Source organism: Candidatus Methylomirabilota bacterium (genome assembly GCA_036002485.1).
Taxonomy (GTDB): Bacteria; Methylomirabilota; Methylomirabilia; order Rokubacteriales; family CSP1-6; genus AR37.
This window is the reverse complement of record DASYTI010000221.1, coordinates 17972-44338: the sequence shown is the minus strand read 5'-3', so window position 1 is coordinate 44338 and position 26367 is coordinate 17972. Positions and strand designations below refer to the sequence as shown.

The 26367-nt window shown below is 68.5% G+C and carries 26 protein-coding genes and 1 pseudogene; 16 read left to right on the top strand and 11 right to left on the bottom strand.

Annotation, left to right across the window (positions count from 1 at the left end; genetic code table 11):
- The 8 genes from VGT00_19860 to VGT00_19825 form a co-directional block, all read left to right on the top strand.
- On the top strand, window positions 1-777 hold a 777-nt coding region (locus VGT00_19860; protein HEV8533687.1), incomplete at its 5' end, for an ABC transporter substrate-binding protein.
- Window positions 778-1303: 526 nt separating this feature from the next.
- Window positions 1304-2254, top strand: coding sequence for an ABC transporter permease (locus tag VGT00_19855; protein HEV8533686.1), 951 nt, complete (start codon window positions 1304-1306; stop codon window positions 2252-2254).
- A 16-nt stretch (window positions 2255-2270) separates the two neighbouring features.
- Entirely contained in the window at window positions 2271-3362 is a 1092-nt protein-coding gene (locus tag VGT00_19850; GenBank protein HEV8533685.1) for a Zn-dependent alcohol dehydrogenase, read from the top strand.
- Between the two features lie 170 nt (window positions 3363-3532).
- Complete coding sequence (locus VGT00_19845) at window positions 3533-5053, top strand: ABC transporter substrate-binding protein (protein HEV8533684.1); 1521 nt, start codon at window positions 3533-3535, stop codon at window positions 5051-5053.
- A 39-nt stretch (window positions 5054-5092) separates the two neighbouring features.
- Complete coding sequence (locus VGT00_19840) at window positions 5093-5494, top strand: cupin domain-containing protein (GenBank protein HEV8533683.1); 402 nt, start codon at window positions 5093-5095, stop codon at window positions 5492-5494.
- Between the two features lie 36 nt (window positions 5495-5530).
- Window positions 5531-7375, top strand: a complete 1845-nt coding sequence (locus tag VGT00_19835; protein ID HEV8533682.1) for a caspase family protein — start codon at window positions 5531-5533, stop codon at window positions 7373-7375.
- A gap of 55 nt (window positions 7376-7430) precedes the next feature.
- Window positions 7431-8687 (top strand): FAD-dependent oxidoreductase, encoded by a 1257-nt coding sequence (locus tag VGT00_19830; GenBank protein HEV8533681.1) that lies wholly within the window; start codon window positions 7431-7433, stop codon window positions 8685-8687.
- Window positions 8688-8770: 83 nt separating this feature from the next.
- Window positions 8771-9889 (top strand): zinc-binding dehydrogenase, encoded by a 1119-nt coding sequence (locus VGT00_19825; protein HEV8533680.1) that lies wholly within the window; start codon window positions 8771-8773, stop codon window positions 9887-9889.
- Here the strand turns inward: VGT00_19825 and VGT00_19820 are convergent.
- The 7 genes from VGT00_19820 to VGT00_19790 form a co-directional block, all read right to left on the bottom strand.
- Complete coding sequence (locus VGT00_19820) at window positions 9879-10997, bottom strand: PHB depolymerase family esterase (protein ID HEV8533679.1); 1119 nt, start codon at window positions 10995-10997, stop codon at window positions 9879-9881. The two genes, VGT00_19825 and VGT00_19820, sit on opposite strands and share 11 nt — an antisense overlap.
- A gap of 57 nt (window positions 10998-11054) precedes the next feature.
- A complete protein-coding gene (locus tag VGT00_19815; protein HEV8533678.1) occupies window positions 11055-11468 on the bottom strand; it encodes a pyridoxamine 5'-phosphate oxidase family protein in 414 nt (137 codons plus the stop codon).
- Window positions 11465-12040 carry an ATP-dependent Clp protease proteolytic subunit gene (locus tag VGT00_19810; GenBank protein ID HEV8533677.1) on the bottom strand — a complete coding sequence of 192 codons (576 nt, stop codon included), beginning with the start codon at window positions 12038-12040 and terminating at the stop codon, window positions 11465-11467. The genes VGT00_19815 and VGT00_19810 overlap by 4 nt, the downstream gene beginning before the upstream one ends.
- Before the next feature lie 232 nt (window positions 12041-12272).
- Complete coding sequence (locus tag VGT00_19805; protein ID HEV8533676.1) at window positions 12273-12680, bottom strand: pyridoxamine 5'-phosphate oxidase family protein; 408 nt, start codon at window positions 12678-12680, stop codon at window positions 12273-12275.
- 27 nt (window positions 12681-12707) lie between these two features.
- Window positions 12708-13451 carry a glucose 1-dehydrogenase gene (locus VGT00_19800; protein ID HEV8533675.1) on the bottom strand — a complete coding sequence of 248 codons (744 nt, stop codon included), beginning with the start codon at window positions 13449-13451 and terminating at the stop codon, window positions 12708-12710.
- Window positions 13452-13555: 104 nt separating this feature from the next.
- Entirely contained in the window at window positions 13556-14494 is a 939-nt protein-coding gene (locus VGT00_19795) for a Tim44 domain-containing protein (protein HEV8533674.1), read from the bottom strand.
- Window positions 14495-14585: 91 nt separating this feature from the next.
- A complete protein-coding gene (locus VGT00_19790; GenBank protein HEV8533673.1) occupies window positions 14586-15587 on the bottom strand; it encodes an L-threonylcarbamoyladenylate synthase in 1002 nt (333 codons plus the stop codon).
- Window positions 15588-15674: 87 nt separating this feature from the next.
- Here VGT00_19790 and VGT00_19785 point away from each other — a divergent pair, with 87 nt between their 5' ends.
- Both VGT00_19785 and VGT00_19780 read left to right on the top strand, forming a co-directional pair.
- The gene (locus VGT00_19785; GenBank protein ID HEV8533672.1) at window positions 15675-16022 is read left to right on the top strand and encodes a helix-hairpin-helix domain-containing protein; all 348 of its coding nucleotides are present in this window, start codon (window positions 15675-15677) and stop codon (window positions 16020-16022) included.
- A gap of 76 nt (window positions 16023-16098) precedes the next feature.
- A complete protein-coding gene (locus tag VGT00_19780) occupies window positions 16099-17160 on the top strand; it encodes a DUF6569 family protein (GenBank protein HEV8533671.1) in 1062 nt (353 codons plus the stop codon).
- A gap of 93 nt (window positions 17161-17253) precedes the next feature.
- Here the strand turns inward: VGT00_19780 and VGT00_19775 are convergent.
- Window positions 17254-17607 (bottom strand): annotated as a pseudogene (locus VGT00_19775) (FKBP-type peptidyl-prolyl cis-trans isomerase).
- A 187-nt stretch (window positions 17608-17794) separates the two neighbouring features.
- Here VGT00_19775 and VGT00_19770 point away from each other — a divergent pair.
- The 6 genes from VGT00_19770 to VGT00_19745 all read left to right on the top strand — a co-directional run bounded on the left by VGT00_19770 (window position 17795) and on the right by VGT00_19745 (window position 24149).
- Entirely contained in the window at window positions 17795-17983 is a 189-nt protein-coding gene (locus tag VGT00_19770) for a CPXCG motif-containing cysteine-rich protein (GenBank protein HEV8533670.1), read from the top strand.
- A gap of 87 nt (window positions 17984-18070) precedes the next feature.
- Window positions 18071-18895 (top strand): isocitrate lyase/phosphoenolpyruvate mutase family protein, encoded by an 825-nt coding sequence (locus VGT00_19765; GenBank protein HEV8533669.1) that lies wholly within the window; start codon window positions 18071-18073, stop codon window positions 18893-18895.
- A 19-nt stretch (window positions 18896-18914) separates the two neighbouring features.
- On the top strand, window positions 18915-19991 hold the full coding sequence (locus VGT00_19760) for a mandelate racemase/muconate lactonizing enzyme family protein (GenBank protein ID HEV8533668.1): 1077 nt from the start codon (window positions 18915-18917) through the stop codon (window positions 19989-19991).
- 32 nt (window positions 19992-20023) lie between these two features.
- Window positions 20024-20473: a DUF2214 family protein gene (locus VGT00_19755; protein ID HEV8533667.1), complete on the top strand. Its 450-nt coding sequence runs from the start codon at window positions 20024-20026 to the stop codon at window positions 20471-20473.
- 67 nt (window positions 20474-20540) lie between these two features.
- Window positions 20541-22583 carry a molybdopterin-dependent oxidoreductase gene (locus VGT00_19750; protein HEV8533666.1) on the top strand — a complete coding sequence of 681 codons (2043 nt, stop codon included), beginning with the start codon at window positions 20541-20543 and terminating at the stop codon, window positions 22581-22583.
- 519 nt (window positions 22584-23102) lie between these two features.
- Entirely contained in the window at window positions 23103-24149 is a 1047-nt protein-coding gene (locus VGT00_19745) for a methyltransferase domain-containing protein (protein HEV8533665.1), read from the top strand.
- Window positions 24150-24213: 64 nt separating this feature from the next.
- Here VGT00_19745 and VGT00_19740 read toward each other — a convergent pair whose 3' ends face one another.
- Genes VGT00_19740 through VGT00_19730 form a run of 3 tightly spaced genes read right to left on the bottom strand, consistent with a single transcriptional unit; the run spans window position 24214 to window position 26365 of the window.
- Window positions 24214-24825: a hypothetical protein gene (locus VGT00_19740; protein ID HEV8533664.1), complete on the bottom strand. Its 612-nt coding sequence runs from the start codon at window positions 24823-24825 to the stop codon at window positions 24214-24216.
- 5 nt (window positions 24826-24830) lie between these two features.
- Window positions 24831-25400, bottom strand: coding sequence for a hypothetical protein (locus tag VGT00_19735; GenBank protein ID HEV8533663.1), 570 nt, complete (start codon window positions 25398-25400; stop codon window positions 24831-24833).
- A 56-nt stretch (window positions 25401-25456) separates the two neighbouring features.
- Window positions 25457-26365, bottom strand: coding sequence for an ATP-dependent Clp protease proteolytic subunit (locus VGT00_19730; GenBank protein HEV8533662.1), 909 nt, complete (start codon window positions 26363-26365; stop codon window positions 25457-25459).
- Between the last annotated feature and the right edge of the window lie 2 nt (window positions 26366-26367).

Genomic DNA, 26367 nt, shown 5'->3' with positions numbered 1-26367 from the left:
CTCAAGGACGAGAAGACGCTCACGGGCTATCGCAGCTCGCGCCTCGGCTACGACTACCTCAATATCAACGCCACCCGCGGCCCGCTCAAGGACGTCCGCGTGCGCCAGGCCATCTCCTGGGCCGTGGACCGGAGCCAGGTGCTGCGCGTGGCCGCCGCCGGGTTCGGTCGACTGACCGCCCCCGCCACCGCGCCCATGAAGCAGTGGCAGCTGCCGGAAGAGCAGTGGATGCGCTACTACAAGCCCGATCTCGACCGAGCCAAGAAGCTCATGGCCGACGCGGGCGTCGCCTCGGGCTTCACCATCAAGTGCTCCGTCATCCCCACCTTCCCCACCATGGTCTCGGGCGCCCCTGTCATTGCCGCTCACCTCAAGCGCATCGGCATCACCATGGAGATCGAGAACGTGGAGTACGCCATCTGGATCAAGCGGTGGCTCGCTCACGACTTCGACATGACCATGAACACCACGCCGGGATACGCCGATCCGGACACGGCCTTTTTCCGGGCCCTGCACTCGACCAAGGGGCAGAACTGGAACTCCTGGAGCGTGCCGGAGGTCGACGCCGCGCTCGAGCTGGGCCGGCGCACCATGGATCAGAAGAAGCGCAAGGAGATCTACGACCGCGTCCAGCTCCTGATTCTCGAGAACGTGCCCCACCTCTGGCTTTTCTCGGCCGACCGGATCGATTTCACCCAGGCCTCGGTCAAGGGCTTCAAGCAACACCCCACGACGTTGCTCTACAGCTTCGAGGACGTCTGGCTCGACAAGGCCTGATGCCGCGTGAAGAGAGAGCGGCGGCGCGGGGCGAGCCGGCTGCCCCCTCATTCACTCAGCCCTCGCCTCGTCGCTCAGGGCAGCGTCTCGGCTCGAACTGCGTCCCTCTCCCCCGATGGGGGAGAGGGATGAAAGGGGCACGGCTCCCGCGTTTGATCTCCCTCTCCCCTCAGGAGGGGGGGATGAAAGGGGCACAGCTCCCGCGTTTGATCTCCCTCTCCCCTCAGGAGGGGGGGACACAAGGGGCCCTGCCCCCGCATTGGATATCCCTCTCCCCTCAGGGGTGGGGGATAAAAGGGGCGCTGCCCCCGCATTGGATATCCCTCTCCCCTCAGGGGTGGGGGATAAAAGGGGCGCTGCCCTCGCACTTGATATCCCTCTCCCCTCAGGGGTGGGGGATAAAAGGGGCGCTGCCCTCGCATTTGATATCCCTCTCCCCTCAGGGGAGAGGGCAGGGTAAGGGGTGGTCCTCGAGCGTCAGAGCCAGCGAAGATGAGAGAGCATTGCTGCCTTGGCACGGCGCTGAATGACTCGGTATCTGGTCGTCCGGCTGTACTCGATGGCCCTGACGCTCCTGGGGCTGACCCTGCTCGTCTTTCTCATGCTGCGGCTCGTGCCCGGCACGGTCGTGGAGCAGATGATCGGCGCCGACGCCATCGCCAGCCCCGCCATGGTCGCCCAGCTCACGCGCTTCTTCGGGCTCGATCAGCCCTGGTATGTCCAGTACGGGCGGTGGATGGGCCAGCTCGCCCACGGCGATCTCGGCACCTCGTGGCGCACGGGCAAGCCCGTGCTCTCCCTCATTCTCGAGCGGCTGCCCGTGACGCTCGAGCTGACCTGCCTGGCCGTGGCCTTCTCGCTCCTCCTCGGCATGGCGGCGGGCATCGTCTCGGCCACCCGACGCGACGGCACCCTCGACAATGTCACCCGCATCGGCACCCTCCTCGGCCTCTCCGTGCCTGTCTTCTGGCAGGGGACCATGCTCATCCTGTTCTTCTCGCTCTACCTGCGGTGGATGCCGTCCGTGGTGTGGGTCGACTTCGTCACGAGCCCGCGGGGCAACCTGACCATCATGGCCTTGCCCGCCATCTGCCTCGGCACGGCGGCCGCAGCGAATATCGCGCGGACCACGCGCGCGTGCATGCTCGACGTGCTTCGTTCCGAGTACATCCGCACGGCCACGGCCAAGGGGCTCGCCACGGGCGCCGTCATCCTCAAGCACGCGCTCCGGAACGCCCTCATCCCCATCGTCACGGTGGCCGGGCTCCAGATGGGCATCCTGCTCGGCGGGGCCGTGGTGGTAGAGGAAGTCTTCACCCTTCCCGGCATCGGCCGGCTCGTCCTCTGGTCCATCTATCAGCGCGACTACCCGCTGACCCAGAGCACCATCCTCTTCATCGCGGCGCTGTTCATGATGATCAACCTCGCCGTCGATCTCCTCTACAGCTGGCTCGATCCCCGCATTCGCTACAGCTGATGTCACGGAGGCGTCCATGAAGGCTTCGGTCCTCTTCGAGCAGGGCGCGCCGCTCCGGGTGGAAGAGCTCGACCTCGAAGGGCCGCGCGAGGGTGAAGTGCTCGTGCGGATGGCGGCCAGCGGCGTTTGCCACAGCTGTCTCCACGCCGCCGACGGCAGCTGGCAGGGTGTGCCGGTGCCCATCGTGCTGGGCGACGAGGGCGCGGGCACCGTGGAGAGCGTCGGCGCGGGCGTGCGCGATCTCCAGGCCGGGGATCACGTCATCCTCTCGTGGGCGCCGACCTGCGGCCGTTGCCACTACTGCGTGATCGGCCGCCCCAACCTCTGCGAGAAGCGGCTGCCGGGCCGGGGACTTCTGCCCGACGGCACCACGCGGATGTCGCTCGGCGGGAAGCCCGTTTATCACTATGGCCACGTGGCGACGTATGCCTCCCGCACGGTCGTCCACGAGTCCTCGGCGATCCGCATCGACCCCGCCATGCCCCTCGACCGCGCCGCCCTCGTCGGCTGCTCGGTCATGACCGGTGTGGGCGCTGTCCTCAATTCCGCGCGCGTGCCCGCGGGCGCCGCCATGGCCGTCTTCGGCACGGGCGGGGTCGGGCTCAATGTCGTCCAGGGCGGCGCCATGGTCGCCGCGCATCCCATCATCGCCGTCGACGTCAAGCCGGCGCGGCTCGAGCATGCGCGGGCGCTCGGGGCCACGCATGCCGTGGATGCCTCGAAGGAAGAGCCCGCCGCCGCCATCCGGCGGATCACCGGGCGCGGGGCCGACTTCACCTTCGTGGCCGTGGGCGACGCGCGTGCCGTCGGCCAGGCCGCCGACGCCTTGGCGCCGGGAGGCACCTGCGTGGTGATCGGCGTGCCGCCCACCGGGCAGACCTTCCCGCTGGACGTCCGTCCGCTCGTGACGGGTGAGCGTGCCATCGTCGGCTCCAGCTATGGCGGCGCGCGCACGCGCGAGGACCTGCCGCGGCTGGTCGCGCTCTATCAGGCGGGCAAGCTCAAGATCGACGAGCTCATCACCAAGCGCTACGGTCTCGAGGAAGCCAATGAGGCCTTCCGAGCGCTGGCGGCCGGGGAACTCGGGCGAGGTCTCATCGTCTTCTAGGCGGGATGCTCCCCTCATTCACTCAGCCCTCGCCTCGCCGCTCGAGGCGAGCGTCTTAGCTCGAAGAGCGGCCCTCTCCCCCGCGTCGGGGGAGAGGGCAGGGGGGGGCACACGGAGACCGTCATTGCCCGGGAGTTGGTAGGGCTGTAGACTCCCCGCGGAGGAGACCAATGAAGATCTTCGCCTGCATGCTCGCGCTGCTGCTGGCCGCCTCGACGGCGTATGCTCAGTCCACGCAGATCGTGATCTCCCAGCCGGCCGAGGCGACGACCATGGACCCTGGCCGATCGACCCAGGTCCTCACCGTCAACTACTTCGTCAATCTCTACGACACTCTGACCCGCTGGGACACGGCCCTCCAGCTCCAGCCGGGGCTCGCCACCTCGTGGAAGAACGTCAGCGAGACGACGTGGGAGTTCACGCTGAGGCCCGGGGTGAGGTTCCACGATGGGGCGCCCCTCACCACCGAAGACGTGAAGGCCACCCTCGAGCGCAACCTGGTGCCCGGCAAGACCGTGGTCACGCCGGGCTTCACCACCATCGAGGCCGTCCAGATCGCGAGCCCGACCGTGATTCGCATCATCACCAAGAAAGCAGACCCGCTCATCCCGGTCCGGATGGCCCAGATGGGCTCGCAGATCCTGCCCGCGCGTCTTACCACGGACGAAGGCGTCAAGGAGCTGGCCCGGCGGCCCGTCGGCACGGGCGCCTATCGCTTCGTGGAATGGGTGAAGGACGAGCGGCTCGTGATGGAGGCCAATCGCGACTGGTGGGGCTGGGAGGGCAAGGCGCCTGCCGTCGAGCGGGTCGTCTGGAAGCCCATCCCCGACGAGTTCCCGCGCATCGTCGCCCTCGAGAAGGGCGAGGTCGACATCATCACCAATGTCCCGCCCGATCGCATGAAGGGCATCGCGGAAGGGCGCGGCACGCGCATCGTCACGGTTCCCGCCTCGCGCTTCGTCGTCCTCTCCATGAACACGACGCAGCCTCCGCTCTCCGACAAGCGCGTGCGCCAGGCCATGTCCTATGCCCTCGACGTGCCGGCGATCATCAAGAATCTCTACGCGGGGATGGGCAAGCCGTTCAGCGGCGGCGTCGCCGACACCGACTTCGGCTACAACGCGGCGCTCAAGCCCTATCCGTACGATCCCGCCAAGGCGAAGGCGCTCCTGACCCAGGCCGGCTACGCCAACGGGATCGACGTCATCGTCCATTCCGGCCTGGGGACCATGGTGAACGACAAAGCGCTCATCGAGACCGTCGTCGACATGTGGAATCGGGTGGGCATTCGCGGGCGCATCGAGATGATGGAGATGGGCGCCCGCCAGCGCATGCTCAACGACCGCGCGGTGCCGCCCTCGGGCCTCCTTCTCGGCAATCCGCAATCCACGCTGCTCGACGCCGACGGCAGCCTCTGGCGAATCTTCCACCCGAGCGGCTTCAACGGGAAATACTGGGTGGGCAACCAGCCGGGCCAGCGCTTCCACGACCTCATGGAGCAGGCGCGCTACTCGCTCGATCCGAAGAAGCGCAAGGCGCTGTACGCGGAGGCGACGGCCCTCATCCACGAGGAGAAGCCCTGGGTCGAGCTCTTCCAGGAAGTCGTGGTGTACGGCACAAGCCGCCGCGTGGCGTTCAAGCCGCGCGCCGACTATCGGCTCATCGTCTCGGAGATGCAGGTCACCCGCTAGCAGGCGGCCGCCTGCGTATTGTGACGGCTAGGAGGAAATATGGCCGATCGCCTGCCGCTCTTGGATGTCGGAAAGCTTCGCGCCCGTGTCGACGAGCTCCGGAGCGGCAAGGGCGCCCCGCCCTGGTCGGACACCCTCGTGATGACGGATGATATCCAGGCCTTCATCATCTGCCACGCGCCCGGCCATCCCAACGACACCCACTACCATCTCCATGACGAGTGGTGGATCGTGCTCCAGGGCGAGATCGACTGGTACATCGAAGGCGAGCCGGGCCCCCTTCACGCGCGCGCGGGCGACTTCGTCCTCGGCCCCAGGAACCGCTGGCACCACATCGAGCCCGTCGGGTCGGAGCCGACCATCCGCGTCGCCATCAACGCGCGGGGCGAGTTCCACCGCTACGACCGACCCGGCTGCAAACCGCTGCCCTCCGCGGCCTGAATGACCTCTCATGCCCATTCCGGCGCCCGGATGAAGGTGCGCCCTTCAGCCCCAACCATCTCCATCGGACTCTTTGTCGTGCTGTTTCTCCAGGCCTGCGCAGGCGGGAGCCTCCGCCCGGCCATCGGGCCATCGCGCGAGGGAAGCACATCGGCGCTCGTGCGCTACGCGTACTTCTCCACGGAACTGACCGCGGTCGGTAGCATCTCCGACCGCGGTCTGCCCGGGGGATATCGGGAGTTCTTTCCCGATTCCGACGTCAAGGTCGTGTTCATCCTGGCCATCAACTCCGCCGGCCGCGACTTCAATGTCCATGGCACGCTCTGGCGTCCCGACGGCATTGCCAGCAGCAGGTACAGGTGGAAGATCAACAATGACTCCAGGTACCAGTGGCACTATCGCTCGAAAGAATTCGCCATGGTCGATCTGAAGTCCTTTCCAGGCGAGTGGAAGGCCGACCTCTTCGTGGACGGCGAGCAGGTCGGCGCCTACACCTTCTGGCTGGGCGATCCCCCGACCATCGCGCGATTGAAGCTGGAGAAGCAGCGCGGCCCGTCGGTCGCCGCGCAAGGGCTGCCGACGTCGACCGCGGGCCCGACGAGCCCATCGCCGCCGGCCGCGCCGCCGAAGCCGGCCACGCCTCCCGCGCCCGCGGCCCCGCCGAAGCCGTCGGCGCCGGCCACGGCTGAGCCGTCAAAGCCGCCGCCTGCACCGGCAACGAAGCCGACCGTTCCCTCCCCCGCCGTCGCGGCGCCCGATACGGACCCCCCCCGGATCGTGATCAACTACCCGCCGTCGGAGGCGAAGGTCGAAAGGGAGCAAATCATCCTGCTCGGCCTCGTCACCGACAATGTGGCGCTCGACCGGGTACAGATCAGCGTCAACGGTATCCGCGTGCCGATGGCCTCGGATGCGGCGATCAGCGCCCGGGGCCATCCGATTCGCGTGGCCGTGAGCCTTCACCCGGGCGAGAACGTCATCGAGATCATCGCGGTGGACCGTGCGGGGAATGTGTCCCAGGCCGTGCGCACCGTCACTCGGACAGGTGGGCCTGCGCCGGTAGCGGTGGCCGCGCCGACGGGCGACCGCTTGGCGGTGATCATCGGCGTCGGGCAGTACGAGGACGCTCAGATCCCCAGACTCCGCTACGCCGTCGCGGATGCCGAGGCGGTGCACCGGATGCTCATCGGTGTCGCCGGATTCAAGAAGGACAACGTGCTCCTTCTGACCGACCGGACGGAGCGGAAGCCGACGATCCGGAATATCCGGTGGGCGCTGGGGACCTTTCTTTCGCGCGCGGCCAAGAAGGGGGACACCGTCGTGATCTTCTTCGCCGGCCACGGCGCCCCGGAGGTGGACCCGCGCGGGCTCGAGCGGGACGGCCTCGCCAAGTACCTGATCCCGAGCGACGCCGACGCCGACGACCTCTACTCCACGGCCTTCCCGATGGACGAGCTGCGGACGATCTTCGATCGCATCGAGGCCGAACGGATCGTGGCCTTTCTGGACGCCTGTTACAGCGGCTCGGCGGGGGGACGCACCTTCGCGGCGAAATCCACCCGCGGCGGGAGCGTCGACGATCTCTTCCTCGAGCGCCTCACCCGCTCGAAGGGCCGGGCCATCGTCACCGCATCGCGGCCCACGGAAGTGTCCCTCGAGCTGGCAGAGCTCGGGCATGGCCTCTTCACGTACTACCTCGTGCAAGGCATGCAGGGCGCGGCCGACCTCAACAAGGACGGGATCGTGACCCTGCAGGAGCTGTACGAGTACCTGGAGCAGCAGGTGACGCAGAAATCACGCGCGGTGGGCGGCAACCAGCACCCCGTGATCAAGGGAGAGATGGAGGGCGTCCTGCCCCTGGTCAAGCTCCGGACGCGTTGAGAGGTAGCCTCCGCCGAGGTAGCGGGCCCTGGTGAGGTCTGAGGGGATTGATGGCATGGCCAAACAGCGGATCGTGATCATCGGCGCCTCTCTGGCCGGGGCCAGGGCGGCGGCCGCGCTGCGAGAGGAAGGATTCGACGGCGACGTCCAGCTCATCGGGGACGAACGGCAGCCCCCCTACAACCGGCCGCCCCTCTCGAAGGGCTATCTGCGCGGCCAGGAGCGTTTCGAGGATCAGCTCGTCCATCCGCTGGCCTACTATGCCGAGCACGACATCCAGCTCAGACTGGGGATCCGGGCGACGGGCATCGATCCGGCGCGCAAGCGTGTCGAGCTCGAGGGCGGGGAGCACGTCGGCTACGATCGGCTCCTCGTGGCCACGGGCGGACGGAACCGGGCCCTCTCGGTGCCGGGCGCCGATCTCGACGGCATCTTCCAGCTCCGTACCGTGGAGGATTGCGACCGGATCCGTGCCGCCGCTCGGAGCGGGCGCCGCGCCGTGGTGATCGGTCTCGGGTTCATCGGCTCCGAGGTCACGGCGTCGCTCCGACAGCTCGGGGTCGAGATCACCGCCGTCGAGGGCCATCCGGTGCCCCTGGCCCGGGTCCTCGGGAAAGAAGTGGGCGAGGTGCTCGCGGCGATCCATCGTGACAACGGCGTGGAGCTGGTCCTGGAGGACTCGGTCGCCGCCTTCGAAGGCGCGGGCCGGGTCGAGCGCGTGCGTACCGAGAAGGGCCGGCGTCTCGAGTGTGATCTGGTGATCGCCGGCATTGGCATCGCCCCCAATAGTGAGCTGCTGGCGGCCGCCGGGGCGGCGGTCGACAACGGGGTGCTCGTGGACGAGCGGTGCCGGACCTCGCTGGCCGATGTCTATGCGGCCGGCGACGTGGCCAACCATCTGCATCCGATCTTTGGCCGTCTGCGGGTGGAGCACTGGAACAACGCATTCCAGCAAGGCCGTGCCGCCGCCCGATCGATGCTGGGCCGCGAGGAGCCGTACGACTACCTGCATTCGTTCTGGTCCGATCAGTACGAGCACGTGATCGAGTACGTCGGTTTCGCGGCCAGCTGGGACGCTCTGGTTTTTCGCGGCCGCACGGAGAGCCGGAAGTTCCTCGGCTTCTACCTTCAGGAGGGGATCATGCGGGCGGCGGTCGGGCTCAACCGCGGTGGCGATCCGGAGGATCCGAAGGCGGAGAGCGAGCTCAAGCTGGTCGCGCAGCTGATCCGCGACCGGGTCCGCGTCGAGCCCGCCAAGCTGGCCGACGAGGAGGTGGACCTCCACCACGTGGGGGCCGGCACGGTTCGATGACTGACCGTCCCTTTCGCGCAAAGATCGGCTAGGATTGGGTCTCGAGGGATGCCGCTCACCGATCATCGGAGAAGGAGACCGCCGTGCCCAAGGGACTGACCGTCGTGCTGAACCAGCCGGGAAAGCCGCTCGAGCTCGAGACCCTACCCACCCCGGAGATCGAGCCCGGCGGCATCCTCATCAAGAACACCGCCGCGGCCATCTGCGGCTCGGATCTGCACTACTGGCGCAATGACGGCAACTACCAGGGGCCAGATCTGCGGCGCGTGCCCGGCCACGAGTTCACGGGCGTCGTCCACAGCCTGGGCCAGGGCATCAAGACCGATTCGCTCCAGCGGCCCCTCAAGGAAGGCGATCGCGTCGCCTTCCCCTTCTTCAACCCATGCCACCGCTGCTACTGGTGTGTGCGCGGCGAGCATCACGCCTGCCCCTATCGCCAGCGGCGGAGCGTGCAGTTCAACCTCGACCAGTACCCGTACTGCGACGGCGGCTACGCGGAGTACTACTTCCTGCCTCCCGGCCACTACGTCTTCAAGGTGCCCGACATCCTGCCCGATGAGGCCATTCCGCCCGTGAACTGCGCCCTGTGCCAGGTGCTCCACGGCCTCGAGTACGCGGACATGAAGTTCGGCGACGTGGTGGTCGTCCAGGGCGCGGGCGGCCTCGGGCTCTACACCGCGGCCGTGGCCGCCGAGAAGGGCGCTTCCAAGATCATCTCGATCGACGGCCAGACGCCCCGCCTGGAGATGGCGCGCAAGTGCGGGGCCACCGACGTCATCGACCTGAACGAGCTCACGACCCCGGAGGCGCGGGTGCAGCGCGTGAAGGACTTGACCGACGGGCGCGGGGCCGACGTGGTCGTCGAGGTCGTGGGCATCGCGGCGGCCACCGTGGAGGGGCTCGACATGGTCCGGATCAACGGCAAGTTCGTCGATATCGGCAACATCGTGCCTCAGTCCGTGTCCTTCCCGGCCACCAAGGTCATCACCCAGCAGATCCACTGGACGGGGCTCATGCACTACAACCCGTGGATCATGCCGGCCGCCCTCGACTTCCTCGTGCGGACGAAGGACAAGTACCCGCTCTCGAAGATCGTCTCGCACAGCTTCCCGCTCGCAGACGTCAACAAGGCCTTCGCCTTCGCCGAGTGGCAGGGCAAGGGCGCGGGCACGGCAGCCACGCGGGTGATCCTCAAGCCGTAGCGTCGGTCATCAGCCAGTCGAGGATCCTGGGGTTCTCGTCGCGCGGGTACGTGTGGGAGAGATCCTCGATCTCGCGGTAGACGAGCTGGGCGCCCGCGGCCTGCAGGGCCTGGCGCGCGAGCTGGGCGGTATAGATCGGGAACATCCAGTCGAGCGCTCCGTGGACCAGGTAGACCGGCCGGCCGCGCGCCCGCGCGAGGCCGCCATTGGCGAGCAGCATGGGATGGAGCACGCCGCACACCGGAGCGAGGTGGGTGAACGGCATGCCCTCGCCGAGGCCACACAGCAGCGCGTAGGTGGCGCCGTCCGACATGCCGGTCAGCAACACGCGCGCGCGGTCCACCGGATAGCGCGCGGCCACCGACTCCACCATCTGCCGCAGCGACTCGGCGTCAACATCCTCGCCCCCCATGATCGACCACGTCCGATCGCGAGAGGTAGGCGCGAGGACAAGCACTCCGCGCGAGCGCCCCTCTCGCAGCCAGCTCCACAGGAAATCCCGACCGTGGCCGTGCCCGCCGTGAAGGGCCACCACCAGCGGCATGGGCGCCGGCCCGTCCGACGGCTCCGGGACATAGAGAGAGAATCCGCCCCGGTCCTCGCGCTCGTTCGACGCATGCAAGACGCCCCGCCGGGTATCGTCGTCGCGCAGCGCGGCGGCGCGTAGACGGGCCACGAGGGCGTCGTCGTCGCGCCGCGCCGGCTCGAGGAACCAGCGGCTCACGGGCTCGAGCACGGGCGCCAGGGGATAGAGCGCCTCCTGCACGCGGGCGAAGCGGCGGAGAGCCCGGAAGAGGCCGATCGGCTCGCCCGGCGATCGGGCCGCCTCGACGAAGTCCGCCACCAGCTCGAGGGTCTGCCGCGCCACGTCGACGAGCCGATCCCGCATGAAGCGGAGATCGTCCGAGCACGGGAGCGCCTCCACGGCGCGCAGCGGTTCCCCGAGGGCCTCCGTGCTGGGAGCGAGCTCCTCGGCCAGTCGCTCCGCCAGGGGCGGATAGAGGTGCCGCTGTACCCACACGACTCGCTCGAGGGTTCGAAGAAGCGGCGGCAGGAGGCCGCCCATCGCGTCGATCAAGTCAGAGGGCAGGTCAGAAGAGGCCGGCAATGTCGAGGCTCATCGGGGCGAGAGGAAACTGCACCGTCGCGCCGCCGGGAGACGTGCTCAGGCAAGCCCCCAGCTCTTCACGTGCTCCGGAACGATGCTGAACATGACGCGGTTCGCGGGCATGGCGCGGCCGCCCCACAGGCGCTGGAGGCGCGGGTACTTCTCGTGAAAGCGCTCGGCGAGCGCGCGGCGCTCGGGCCCGTCGGCCAGGAACTCCGCGCGCCCGAGCACGGTCACGCCCCGGATGTCCTCGCCGCCCCCGCCCGCCTCCGCCACCACGCAGACGCGCGGGTTACGGCGCAGGTTGCGGACCTTCTGGGTGCCCTCGACGCTGATCATGGTCAGGGTGGCCGCGCCGTGGAGGAACCACATGGGCATGGCCAGCGGTGCTCCGTCGGCCCGCACGGTGGCGAGCAAGGCAATCTGCTTGGTCGCGAGAAAGTTCTGGACGGGCGCGTCGCCGAGGGTCATGGCCGGCCGCTGATCTCGTCGATGAGCCCGTACTCGAGCGCCTCCCGCGCGTCGAGGGCGCGGCCGCGCCGCATGTCCTCGGCTATCTCCTCGGCCGGCCGGCCCGTGACCTGGGCAAGGCGCGCGTGGAATCTCCAGAGCAGCTCCTGCTGCTGCCGGCTCTGCTCGGCGATCTGGTCTGGCGTCCCGGAGAAGCGCGCCGTCGGCTGGACGAGGCGAAAGCGCGTGTGCGGGGACGCCACGCGGTGGGGGACGGCGGCCACCACACCGATGGCCGGGCCCCCGACCTGGCCTCGGCAATGCACGCGCAGCCTCGCGTGGAGGAGATCGACCGTGTCGATGAGGACGAAGGCTGACTCGAGCGTGCCGTCTGGGCTGTCCAGGTGGAGCTCGATGGGCTCGTGGCCGCGAGCATCCAGGGTGATGAGCGCGGCCGCCGTCTCGGCGGCGGCCGCGTCATCGAGCAGCCCGGTGATCAGCACGATCCGGCGCTCGAAAAGCTTCTCCTCGAGCCAGTCGGAGAGCCGGCGCCGCCCGTGGGGCACGTCCGGGATATGGCCCGCCACGCTCATGCTCTCACCATATACCTCCGCCGCGAGTACATCTCCAGGGCCGGCCAGGACTCTGTCCAAGTAGTTCCCCTGCCTTCGCGAGAAGGAGTGTTCCGCTTCGAGCGCCGGCTTCGCCGGCGCAATCTTCAGATTGCTCGCCTCGGACGGCAGGGCCCCAGCCCCGCGACGTCCTGCGGCTCGCCCTGCGTCGGGGGGAGGCTTCGGAAGGGGGGCGGAGCCCCCCTCCGAGCTCCTAGTCCAGCCCCCAGTCGAACGCCGCGGTCGGCGTGACTTCCACGATGACCGAGTCCGATGTGGCCAGCGCCGCGTCCGTCCGGTACTGCGGGTACTTCGCGTAGAGCAAGTCGCGGGTCTTCCGGAATCGTGGACCGCGCGCGAGCAGCTTGGCCGTGCCCTGGACCATGACGCCCTTGATGTGCGCCCAGTCGTCGCTGTAGAGATCAACCGTCACCGCCACCTGGGGATTCTTCTGGAGATTCTTGACCTTGCGCCCGTCGTTCCCGGAGCCGAAGTAGATCTTCCCGTTCGCGAGCACGGCGCAGACGGGAATGAGGTGCGGCATGCCGTTCTCGTTCACGGTGGCCACCCGGCACACCCGCTCGCGCTCGATGAGCTGGGCGACTTTCCTCTTCAGGCGCATGGTGATTCCTCCCTGCGGGAGCTCACCCTAGACGGCGAGCCAGCCGCCGTCGACGACCAGCTCCGTGCCCGTGATGTAGGAGGCCTCGTCCGAGGCCAGGAAGAGCACGGCGTAGGCGACCTCCTCGACGCGGCCCGCGCGGCGCATGGGCACGCCGGCAAGCATCTTCTCGCGGAACGCGGGATCGGCGGTGGCCTTGGACGTGCTCATGGCCGGCATGACGCCCGGATGCACGGAGTTCACCCGGATGCCGCTCCGGGCGTACTGCACGGCGGCCGACTTGGTCATGAGCCGCACCGCGCCCTTGGAGGCGTTGTAGGCCATGTGTATCCCCTTCTGGCCCACGAAGCCCGAGACCGACGAGATGTTCACGATGGCGCCGCCCCCCGCCTTCTCCATCAGGGGGATGGCGTGCTTCATTCCGAGGAAGACCCCCTTGGCGTTGACGTCCATGAGCCGATCCCACGCGGACACGCTCAAGGTGTCCGGATCGAAGGTCCCGCTGATCCCCGCATTGTTGACGAGGACGTCGAGCTTGCCGAAGCCCGACAGGGTGGCCGCGATGGCCTCTCCCCAGGCCGCCTCGCTCGTCACGTCGAGGCGCACGAAGCGTCCGGCCCCGCCCAGGCTGTCCGCAACCTTCCGTCCTTCCGCCTCGAGCACGTCGGCCACCACCACCTTGGCGCCTTCCTTGGCGAAGAGGCTGGCTTCGCTCTGTCCCATCCCCCTGGCTCCGCCCGTGATCAGCGCCACCTTGCCGGCGAGTCTCATGTCATTCTCCTTCCCGGGTCAGTCTCATCGACGGTGCATCCTCAAATGAAACGTCCCGGCCGGGACTTCGGCCGGGACGCTCGCTACTGTTGAAGGACGGGTGACTAGGCCTGCTGGATGGCGCTGAGCCTCCAGGCATTGGGCCCCACCGGCCGGGTGAAGGTCCAGTACTCCTCGAACTTGACCGGCTCGCTGCGGCTGCCGTCCACCACCTGGCCCGAGCTCTCCTCGACCGTGTAGTCGAGCAGGCTGGCCAGGAAGCACACGGTGAGGAAGTCCTGGCCGCCCTCCTGCCAGGCCTCCGTCGGCGTCACCGACCGCACGGCGATATTCTCGAGGCGGTTGATCCGCCCCTGCGCGCGCAGTCGGTCGCAGTCCTTCTGCATGGTGTCGACCATGTCCGGCGTGAGCACGGCGGAGGCGCTGCGCATATCGCGCTGCATCCACGCCGCCTGCACCTTGAAGAAGATGTCCGAGGCCTGATCCGAGAAGCGGGCGGGATCGAACCCGCCGTCCATTTGCCGGATATAGGAGAGTCCGCGGTCGAGATCGCCGGCGGTCGCCCCCGCCATGGGCGCCGTGGGCGTGGCTTCATACGCTTGTGTCTGGTTTTGCCACGAGGGTCCGCCCGAGCTCTGACCATAGCCTCCCGCAGGCTGCGCCTGACGGCTCTTGAACATGCGCCACAAGAGAAAGGCGCCGCCGGCGATGAGCAGGATCTCGAGGAACCCAATGCCGCCCCCCATACCGCCCATACCGCCACCGAAGAGCATGCTGCCCAGCAGGCCGCCCAGAGCGAAGCCAGCGAGCCCGCCCATGATGCCGGCGCCCCAGCCCGACCGCTGCGGCTGAGGAGCAGCGGGCGCGACCGGCGATGCCGGCTGGCTCGGTGAGGGCGAAGGCTTGGCGGGCGAGGAGTAGCTGCGCGATCCCCGGCTGCCGCTCGAGCTCCCGCCCCCGGCGCGGGCCCACGCATCCGTCACGATGAGCACTGGAGCGAGCGCCATCACGAGCAGACATATCACCGCGAGCGATCGCTTCATGGAGTTCTCCTTCTTTGGGGTGTCTCTTGCCAGGCCCCGTACCGTTCACGGTGCCACGGCCCAAGTATAGACGATAGAAGGGCCGTCCGCGTCAAGAGGTGGCGGCGGCCCGTCTCAGCCTGTCCATGATGGTCCGACCGAGCCCGGTTTCGGGTACGGCCTCCACGACGATGACCTCGACCCCGATGGAGTCGAGCTCGCGGAGAAGCGCAAAGAGATCACGCGCATAGGCTTCGAGATCAGTGGGCATGACCCGCACCGTGAGTCGGGCGCGCTCAAGGGCGATGCGGCGCTGAGCCACCAGCGCCACGGGACGACCGGCCTTGAGCCAGGGCTGAACGGCGGTCTCGCCCGACCCAGGATCGACCAGGACCACCTCCGCGCGCGGGGCATAGTGGCGATAGCGCAGGCCCGGCGAGCGGCCGGCGGCCTCGTGATCCGCCCCCGCGACGACGCGCACCGGGCCCAGGGCCTGGCGAAGCGCTTCGAGCGGAACGCCGCCGGGTCTCAGGAGCAGCGGCGACTCCCCGGTCATGTCGAGCACGGTCGACTCGATGCCGACCGGCGTGGGGCCCCCGTCCAGGATCATCTCGATGCGGCCGTCGAGATCGTCGCGCACATGCGCCGCGCGCGTCGGACTCGGCCGGCCCGAGCGATTGGCCGAAGGAGCGGCGATGGGGACGCCGGCGGCCGCGATCAGGGCCCTCGCCACCGCGTGATCCGGCACCCGCACGGCCACGGTGTCGAGCCCGCCCGTGGTGACGAGGGGCACGGCGGCCGCGCGAGGCAGCACGAGGGTCAGCGGGCCCGGCCAGAAGCGCGCGGCAATATCGGCCGCCCGCGACGTCACCTCCGCCGCGACCGTCGCGAGCTGAGCTGCCTCGGCGAGGTGCACGATGAGCGGATTGCCGCGCGGACGATCCTTGGCTTCGAAGATGCGCAGCACGGCGGGCGCGGACAGGGCATTGGCCCCGAGCCCGTACACCGTCTCGGTGGGAAAGGCGACAAGGCCGCCCGCGCGGATGATGTCCGCGGCGCGGCGGATGCCCGCCTGGTCGGCCTCGAGGAAATCGGTCCGCACAGGTGCATTCACGCTTACAGGATAGCCTCAGCCTTGACAAGCTCCGCTTGACAGTCGTCCCGCCTGCACCATAGCGTGCCGCAGCAAGGAGGGTCACACATGCTCAACCGACTGATGACTCTGCTCGCGGTCGCGGTGATTGCCGGAGGATTCCTGACTGCCCCCGACGCCTGGGCTCAGGCCAAGAAGGATGCTCCCGCCAGCGCCCCCGCCAAGTCCGACACGAAGCCCGCGGACAAGAAAGCCGGGCTCCTCGACCTCAATACGGCCTCGGCCGACGAGCTCAAGGCGCTGCCGGGTATCGGTGAGGCCTACTCGAAAAGGATCATCGAGAGCCGCCCTTACAAGCGAAAGGACGAGCTGGTGTCGAAGAAGATCCTGCCCAAGTCGACCTATGAGGGCATCAAGGACCAGATCATCGCCAAGCAGGCCACGACCAAGAAATAGCCCGTACCCGGAACTTTCTCCCTCCGGTCCGGTCTAAGCCGGTAAATGCCCGGCCAAGGCCGGGCCAGGAGGGAACATGGACACGAATCGGCGTCGTTTTCTCGGCTGGGGCATGGGCGCTCTGGGAGCCATGGGGGTTCCCGGATGGGCGTGGGGAGAGCAGAGGCTGCGGGTTCTCGAGAGTGGTCCTTCCGATGGTACGCAGCCGTTCATCGGCAACCAGGTCAGCCACGACTTCCAGCGCTGGATGCGCGCCATGCGCGTCGGTCAGTCGGCAAGCCACGGCGCGCTCCAGATCTTCTGGCTCCACGCCAAGGAGGCCTTTCCGCCTCTGGAGGTCACCACGCTCGACGAGGCGCGCCTGACCGGCGCGCTCCTCATCACGGAGCGGGCCCAGGCCACGGTGCCCGAGCTCGTCGTGGAGAACCGCGGCAAGAGCTATGTCCTTCTCCTCGCGGGCGAGATCCTGGTCGGGGGCAAGCAGAATCGCGTGCTGCGCGAGGACATCCTGCTGCCGCCCCTGTCCGGCCCGCGCCCCATCGGCGTCTACTGCGTCGAGCAGGGGCGCTGGAACGAAGGGCGGAAGGACTTCGAGAGCAAGGGCAGCGTGGCCCAGCCGAGGCTGCGGCAGGAGCTGCTCGGGCAGGCCCCCCAGAGCCGCATCTGGGATATGGCGGCCAAGGCCGCGCGTGAGGCGAACCCGACGGCGCCGCCTTCACCCACGGGCAGCTACCAGGCCATCTACGACGACAGGGAGGTCCAGAAGCACCTCAAGGATGTGGAGCAGGCCCTCAGCAAGGCCGTGGCGGGGGCAGCCCGCGCTCACGGCGCCGCCGTCTTCGCCGGCGGGGCGCTCTCCGGCCTCGATATTTTCCATGACCCCGGCCTCTTCGCGCGGGAGTGGTTGAAGCTCCTCCGCGCGCACGCGGTCGAAGCGTACCGGAAACCCGTGCCGCGGGAGCCGCAAGACGGCAAGCTCCGCGCCCAGGTGGAGGACTTGCTCGCCCAGGCGGCCAAGGTCGAGGGCTCGCTCAGAGGCAATGCGGGGGCAGGCCAGCTCTTCGAGTTCCGCGTGGACGGAAGCCGCGGCGCGGCCCTGGTCGCCGAAGGGCGCGTGGTTCACACGGCAATCCTGTAGCGCGAAGCTTCGCGAGCGGTTTCCGCATTTCTCATCCCTCTCCCCCAACCGGGGGAGAGGGCAGGGTGAGGGGGCGCACGACGGGCTCGTGGCCTACGCCGGGGTCACCCCCATCAGCTCTACTTCGAAGATGAGCGTGGCCCCGGGAGGAATGACGCCGCCCGCGCCGCGATCGCCATAACCCAGATGCGCGGGGATGATGAGCTTGCGCTTGCCTCCGACCTTCATTGAGGCCACGCCTTCATCCCAGCCCTTGATGACACGACCCCGCCCCAGGGGAAAGACCAGGGGCTGGCCGCGGTCATGCGAGGAATCGAACTTCTGTCCACTCTTGAGCCAGCCCGTATAGTGCACGCTCACGGAGTCACCCGGCTTGGGCTGGACGCCCGTGCCTTCGACGATCTCGACGTACTCGAGTCCCGTGGCCGTCTGAATGACGTTCTCGTCCATTTATGTTCTGGGGGGGAGCGGCGCCTGCCGCTCCCGATTGAGAGTTGGCTCGGCTCGCCTGCGGCTGCGCCTCACAATGCCATCCCCAGACCCCCCCACCACATTGATCGCGTGGGTTACGACAAGATCGAACTCATATTCCATCATGCGGAGTCCCTCCTGGCCGGCCATCATAGCGCGTACAATGACCGGCGTGACGTACAGTTGCGCGTTCTGCGGCGAAGACAACGACGTCTTCGTGGATCCGAGCGGGGGGCGCCGGCAGACATTCACGGAGGACTGCGCGGTCTGCTGCCGACCCAACCTCATCACGCTCACCATCGAGGGCGACGGCGAGGTCCTGCTGGAGGCCGCGCAGGAATACGAGGCGTGAGCGCGGTGGCGCCCCTGCTCGCCTTCCGGAAGACCGCTTTTCGTGGCATTGTCGGCAAGTCCATCTTCTCGAGACGGAGGTAATTTCATGGCGACCAGTCAGAGCGACAAGGCCACACGCTTCCGGGCCCTCCACCAGGGGCCGGGCGCATTCGTGATTCCCAATCCCTGGGACGCGGGCTCCGCGCGGATCCTGGCCGGGCTCGGCTTCGAGGCCCTGGCCACCTCCAGCGGCGCCTCCGCCGGCATCCTCGGCCGTCGCGACGGCAAGGTGACGCGCGAGGAGGCGCTGGCCCATGCCCGCGCCATCGTGGGGGCGACCGAACTACCCGTCTCCGCCGATCTCGAGAAGGGCTTCGGCGACGCGCCGGCCGTGGCGGCCGAGACGATTCGCCTGGCCGCCGAGGTGGGGCTGGTCGGCGGCTCCATCGAGGACGCGACCGGTGACAAGGACAAGCCGCTCTACGACCTGAGCCTGGCCGCGGAGCGCGTGGCCGCGGCAGTGCAGGCGGCGCGCGCGCTCTCCTTCCCGTTCACCCTGACCGCGCGCGCCGAGAACTACCTGCGCGGCAATCCCAACCTCGACGACACGATCAAGCGCCTGCAGGCTTTCGAGAAGGCCGGCGCCGACGTGCTCTTCGCCCCCGGCCTGCCCGACCTCGAGGCGGTGCGGGCGGTGTGCGCCGCGATCTCGAAGCCCTTCAACTTCATGGTCGGCATCAAGGGCAAGTCCTTCACGGTGGCCGAGCTGACGGCGGCCGGGGTCAAGCGGATCAGCCTCGCGACCTCGCTCTATCGGGAAGCCATGTCCGGCCTCGTCAACGCCGCCCGCGAGGTGAAGGACAAGGGCACCTTCGGCTACCTCGACCGCTCCCTGTCCACGCCTGAGCTGAACAACTTCATGCAGGGCTGACCGGAGAGGGCCCCTACCGATGAAAATCACCGCCATCGACACGTTCACGCTCCGCGTCCCGACCACCAGGCCGATCGCCCTCGACCTGCCCGAGCATCGCCTGGTCGTCACCCGCGTCCACACCGATGCAGGCCTGGAAGGGCTGGGCTACTCGCTCGTCTTCGGGGGCAGCGGCTCGGAGGCCGTCGAGGCCTATGCCCGCCGCCTTGCCGAGCTCCTCATCGGCGAGGACCCGCTCCTCGTGGGCCGGCTCTGGGACAAGATGTATCGCGCGGACCGTGGCATCCGCCGCGTGGGCATCGCCGGCTACGCCCTCTCGGCCCTCGACATCGCGCTCTGGGATCTCACCGGCAAGACGGCCAACCTTCCCCTCGCCAAGCTGTGGGGCGCCACCACGGACCGCGTGGACGCCTACGGCAGCGGCGGCTGGGGCTCGTACTCGATCGACGACCTCGTCGGCGAGGCCAGGAAGTACGCCGCCGCCGGCTGTCGCTACTACAAGATGAAGGTCCATCATCCCGACCCGCGCGTGAACCGCCAGCGGGTGGAGGCGGTGCGTAAGGCGCTCGGAGATGGCGTGAGGATGATGGTCGACGTCAACCAGAAGCTCGACGTGCAGAGCTCGATCCGCCAGGCCCAGCTCCTCGAGGATCTCGACCTCGTGTGGTACGAGGAGCCGGCCCTCGCCGATGACCTCGCGGCCTGCGCCGAGGTGGCTCACGCCATCCGCATCCCCGTGGCCACCGGTGAGAACAACTACACGCGCTTCGAGTTCCGCGAGCTCATCGAGCGACGCGCCGCCCGCTACCTCATGCCGGACGTCTGCCGCGCCAATGGCTACACGGAGACCATGCGCATCGGCCAGCTTGCCGCCGCGCACCAGGTCGCCCTCTCGCCCCATGTCGTCCACGAGCTCTCGCTGCACGTCGCGGCCGCCCTGCCCAACTCGTTCCTCGTGGAGTGGATCGACTGGGTCCCCGCCGACCTCTTCGAGGGCATGCCGAAGTGCGAGGCGGGCGCCTTCCGGATCTCCGACCGGCCCGGCCACGGCATCGCGCTCACGGCCGACGCGGAGAAGAAGTACAAGATGGTCTAGAGGTGGGCTTCCAGAAAGAGCCGGAGCTCTAGATGGCATCGGCCGTCGTCTCCGCCCTCCACGTGCTGGCGCTGGCCCTCGGCCTGCCCGCCCTCTACCTGCGCGGCCGGGCCCTCAAGGGACCGCTCGACCGGGAGGGCATGCGGCAGCTCTTCGCCGCCGACACCGTCTGGGGCATCGCGGCGGTGCTGTGGGTCGTCACGGGTCTTCTCCGAGCCTTTGCCGGGCTGGAGAAGGGCAGCCAGTTCTATCTCGCGTCCCCGCTCTTCTGGACCAAGATGGCGCTGTTCGTGGCCGTCCTTCTCCTCGAGACTTCGCCTATGGCCACCTTCATGCGCTGGCGCATGCAGCTGCGCCGTGGGCAGACGCCGGACACCTCGCGGGCGCGTGCCCTCTACATCTTGAATCACGTCGAGATGGCGCTGGTGGTGCTCATGGTCTTCGTGGCCAGCTTCATGGCCCGCGGCTTCGGACTGAGGTAGAGCTCCCGCCGCCGACGAGCTCCCGAGCGATCCGCCGAGGTACAATACGCAAGACCCGGGAGGTCCCATGATCGCCGAGAAACCGAGCGTCTGTCCCCTCGACTGCCCCGACACCTGCAGCCTCACCGTGACGGTCGAGGACGACCGTGTCGTCAAGGTGCGCGGCTCGCGCGCCAACCCCCTGACCGCGGGCGTGCTCTGCACCAAGGTGCAGACCTCGTATCCGGACTTCGTACACGGACCGGGCCGCCTCATGACGCCGCTGCGCCGGGTGGGGCCCAAGGGTGAGGGACGCTTCGAGCGCATCACGTGGCCGGACGCGCTCGACCTCATCCACACGCGCGTGACCGCCGCCATCGCCGCCCACGGACCGCAGACCGTGCTGCCCCTCAACTATGCGGGACCGCACGGCATGCTCGCCTATGCCTCGATGGATCTGCGGTTCTTCCATCGCCTGGGGGCGACCCTCCTCGACAGAAAGCCGCTGTGCGGCGGCATCCGCACGGAGGCCTGGACGGGCACCTATGGCGCGGTGCCGGGCATCCGGCCCGAGCAGGCCGCGCATTCGAAGCTCATCATCGCCTGGGGCAACAACGTCACGTGGTCGAACCTTCACTTCATGCCCATCGTCAATCAGGCCAAGCGGAACGGGGCCAAGCTGGTCGTGATCGACCCCAAGCGGATCAAGATCGCCGAGCAGGCCGATCTGCACATCGCGCTCAAGCCGGGCACCGACGTGGTCCTGGCCTGGGCCGTCGCCGCCGAGCTCGAGCGGCGAGGCGCCCTCGACCTCGGCTTCATCGGGCGACACGTGCAGGGCTTCGACGAGTTCATGGCCCGGGCCCGGCACTATCCGCCCGCGGAGGCCGCGCGGATCTGCGGGGTGCCCGAGAGCCAGATCCAGACGCTCGCGGAGTGGTACGCCACGCTTGCCCCCGCGGCGATCAGCGTGGGCAATGGACTCGAGCGCAACCAGAATGGCGGCAGCGGCATCCGCGCGATCTTCGCGCTGCCCGCGCTCGTGGGGAGCTGGGGCGTGCCGGGCGGCGGCTGCATCAATGGCGCGGGCTTCGCCTTCCCCAAGACGCCGCAGCGCCTCCAGCGCCCGGATCTCGTGCCCCCCGGCACGCGCACGCTCAACATCGTGGACGTGGGGCGCCATCTGCTGGACACCTCGCTCTCGCCTCCCATCACCGCCGTCTTCATCTACAACCACAACCCCGTCATCGTGCACCCGGATCAGAACCGGATGAAACGCGGCCTGGAGCGTGAGGACCTCTTCACGGTGGGCATCGACGTGGTGATGACCGACAGCCTGGCCTATTGCGACGTGGTGTTGCCGGCCTCGAGCCACTTCGAGTACGCCGACCTCTATGCGGCCTATGGGCAGCACTGGCTCCAGCGCGCCGAACCGGTGATCCCACCCGTAGGCGAGTCGCTTCCCAATACCGAGATCTTCCGCCGGCTCGCGCGTCGCTTCGGCTTCACGGAATCCATGTTCACGGCTAGCGACGGGGAGCTCATGGACGAGGCCATGGACGCCACCGACGCGCGACTGGGCGGCGTGCCGCCAAGCCGCATCGCGACGGACCGCGCGCTCCCCATGCAGATCGAGGGCGAGGAGGCCCTCCTTTTCAAGAACGTCATGCCCGCGACACCCTCGGGCAAGGTCGAGCTCGCCTCGAGCTATCTCGAGCAGAAGTACGGCGCGCGGCTGCCGGACTTCCGGCCCTTCGAGGACCGCTACCCGCTGATTCTCATCACCCCCGCCTCGGACAAGCGGACCACGTCCACCTTCGGCGGGCTGCCCGCGAGCGACGCCACGCCGCCCCTCGAGATGCATCCGGACGACGCGCGGGCGCGGGGCCTCACGGACGGCGCGAGGGTGCGTGTGTGGAACGATCTCGGAGAGGTGCATCTGCCCCTCGAGGTCACGGACGCGGTGCGCCCGGGCGTCGTCTCCTCCCTCAAGGGCGCCTGGTTCCGCACGAGCGACAATGGCCAGACCGTCTCGGCGCTGGCCCCGAGCCACCACGCCGATATCTGCGGCGGCGCCTGCTACAACGACACCCGCGTGGACGTGGCCTTGCTGGAGTCCGCCCGCCTCTGAAGCCTCCCCGTCGTCTCCTCCTCCCTGCCCGGGTCCTTCCTTTCGGACGCAGGGCACGATGCCCTATGCCCATCGAAACGCCGAGCTCGATCTCGGGATTTTTCGCGGACTTGCCGCTTGGCATTGTTGTTGCTGGAAACTCCGCCACTTATGAATCGAGCCGCAGGAAGACCTCGCGAAGCCCGTCGGAAGTGGGACTCGTCGCTCGAGAGCGTTCGGACTATCGAGAGCAACGAGGAGGATACGGACATGCGGGCATTGTGGTGGCGACTCGCAATCGGCAGCCTGGTGACGATCATCCTGTTCGGCGTTGCCTCCCTGAAGATCGGGACTCATCAGGTTCCCGTCCCTCAGGAGTCCACGGTAACCACAGCCCCTGGCGCGGAGCCGGAGCAGTCGTGGGAGGCGAGGGGTGGCCTGCGCTGAGGAGTTGACCGACGAGACGGCCGGCTCGATGCATGCCCTCACGGTGGCCGCACGCGATCCATCTCGGGAATCCCTACCCTAAGGAGGTCCTTCATGGCGATCGATCAGACGAAGCTCCACGCGTTGCTTGGCCGCGCCGTGGTCGACATCGGCGCGAATTTCCACGCGGCCCTCATGGTCACCGGCGACAAGCTCGGACTCTTCCGCGCCCTGCGCGAGCTCGGGCCGACCACACCGGCAGACCTGGCGAAGCGGACGGGAACCCACGAGCGGTACATTCGCGAATGGCTTTCCGCGATGGCCGCGGGTGGCTACGTCACCTACGAGGGCGGTACCGCGCAGTTCTCTCTCTCGGAGGAGCAGGCGCTGGCCCTCCTCGATGCCGACCTGCCCGGCGCCTTCGTGCTGGCGCAGGCGACCGTGAAGTCAGAGCCTCGCATCACCGAGATTTTCCGTTCGGGCAAGGGCATGGGGTGGCACGAGCACGACCCCGGACTGTTCGAAGGTACAGAGCGATTCTTCCGCCCCGGGTACGCCGTCAACCTCGTGCCGACCTGGATCCCGGCCCTCGAAGGCGTCCAGGCCAAGCTCGCGAAGGGCGGCCGCGTCGCCGACGTCGGCTGCGGTCACGGGTCCTCGACGATCCTCATGGCCAAGGCGTTTCCGGCCTCCCGGTTCGTGGGCTTCGACTACCATGCCCGCTCGATCGAGTGGGCGCGAGAGGCCGCCAAGCGTGAGGGGGTCAGCGATCGCGTCGGATTCGAGATCGCGAGCGCCAAGGACTATCCGGGCACCGGCTACGACCTCGTGGCCTTCTTCGACTCCCTGCACGACATGGGCGATCCCGTGGGCATCGCGCGCCACGTGCGTGAGTCCCTGGCTCCCCAGGGCACGTGGCTGCTCGTCGAGCCGTTTGCCTACGACCGGCTCGAGGAGAACCTGAACCCCGTCGGACGGATGTACTACGCGGCGTCGACGATGCTCTGCACGCCGAACTCGCTGTCGCAGGAAGTGGGGGCCGCGCTCGGGGCCCAGGCTGGTGAAGCCCGGTTGAAGAAGGTCGCCACGGAGGCCGGATTCACACGGTTCCGGCGTGCCGCGGAGACCCCGTTCAACCTCGTGCTCGAAGCCCGGGTCTGACGGACGAAAATTCGGAGGGGGCGGTCGACGCCCCCTCCGAGGCCATTCTCCGCTCCTGGGGCCATCAGTGCGGGCGATGGCCCACGAGCGAGGCCTCGAGCGAGCGGCGGTCCACCCGCGTGAGGGCCCGCTCCATGGCGGGGGTGAGCAGCCGCGCATGCGGAACCACCAGCAAGTGCTCGGGGATCCACCAGAGGTCGGCCTCCGAGACCATCCAGCCGGGCCGGCGGCGGTCGAACGCGGCGAGGTTCACGGGTCGCGAGTAGGCGCGGAGCGTCCGCTCCCCGCGCAGATTGATATAGCCCTCGAAATAGCTCATGACCAGCTCGCGTACGCTCCGGTAGACGGGCTCGCGGTAGCGCAAGCCTGAGAAGTTGGACTTGGCGATGGCGCCCCAGTGCCCGCGCAGGGGGAAGACGGCGATCACGTGATCCGTGTCCTGGACGGCTTCGAGATCGAGGAGGAGCGGCGGGAAGCCGAGCACGCGGAGCGCGGCCGCCGCGAAGATCGCGCCTTCGAGGCAATGGGCGGTGCCCCCGCGGAGGACCCGGCGCGGTGACCACGCCGTGCCGGCCGCGTGGTAGGGCATGGCATCCAGCGCGCGCTGTATACCCCGGGGAGTCTTGAGGGCGGACAGACGCCGAAGCTCGAGCGGGGTGAAGGCTCCGGCAGGCACGTGGCTCAGTGAGTCACCGGCGGCTCGGCATGGGCCGGCGCCGGCTCGGACGGCACGCCCGCGAAGCGCTCGCGCAGTCGCATCCAGAGGGCGAGGCGCGACCAGTCGGGCTCGCGGACATACCGCCGGCTCTCCGGATCGATCCAGGGATTGGGCAGGAACACCGTCATCATCTGCTCGCCCGCGCCATTCCACATGCGCACGCCCCAGGAGCCGGGGCGGCCGGCCCGGTCGAGGCCGCGGAAGAAGGCGGCGCGAGCGCATCGGCGCCGCGCGGCCAGCTCCGGCGGTGTCGGGAGGCGCGCGGTCCCCCGGTTCTCTCCGATGCACAGGTGGAAGTGCCAGCCCTCGTCGCCGTCCACCTGGGCGGTGACATAGCCGTCGAGGAGCGAGACCCTGGGCCGCGAGGTGAAGCGGCCCTCGAAGACCGCGCCCTCGATGCACGGGCCGAAGATCACCTCGGGCCAGTGCTCCTCGAACAGCTCGCGCAGCAAAGCGAGCAGGGTCGCCTCGGAGCATTCGAGCTCGAAGTACTCCGTTCGCGTGCCGTCGAGATTGGTCTCGATCACGGCCATGGCGGAAAACTTACCACGGCGGGCGCCACGGCGCGGACGATTGAGGGCCCGCCGGCTCAGCGGCCGGGGGCGGGCGAGGATGAATCGGCCGGCGTCGGACGCTCGGCCGGGCCGGGCTTGAGGGGGACGAACAGCACCGAGGGACGGTTCTTCCCGCCCTGCGGATAGAGATCCATCAAGTCGTAGACGAGCAGCGGCATCTTGGTGGTGACGGGCAGGCCCAGCTGCTGCGCGGTCACCACGATGATGGGAAAGTCGTGGGTCCACCGCCCTTCCGAGAGCACGGTGGCGATCTCGACCGCCTTCCTCGGCGGGTGGTGCTTGCGCAGGATCTCGGCGGTGAAGACGGCGACCTGGAGCCGCGCCATCTGCGCGACGTCCGCGAGCACGAGCATCTGGTCGCTCACCCCGGCCACCCCTTTGGCCTGGACCATGCGGACGATGGACCCGGCCGGCATGTCGCCCACCACCGGATCCACGGGGCCGAGCACGGCATTGTTGTCCATCACGATCTCGTCGGCGGCCAGGGCGATGAGGGTGCCGCCGCTCATCGCATAGTGCGGCACGAAGACGGTGACCTTGGCCTTGCGCTCCACGAGCGCCTTGGCGATCTGCTCGGCGGCCAGCACGTGTCCTCCCGGCGTGTGGAGGATGACGTCGATGGGCTGGTCCTCGGGCGTGAGCCGGATGGCGCGCAGGACCGCCTCCGAGTCCTCGATGCTGATGCTGCTCGACACGGGGACCCCGAAGAAGCTCACGACCTCCTGCCGGTGGATCAGGGCAATGACGCGCGACTTTCGCTCCTGCTCGAACTGCTTGAGCACCTGCGCGCGCTTGGCGGAGAGCCGGCTGGGCCCGTAGACCTGCTGGACGATCACGCCGAGGAGGATGAGCCAGAAGAGGATCTTGACCGCGCTCGTGAGGCCGTACCAGAAGCCCGTCCAGCGTCCCCGCTCGTCGGCCATTC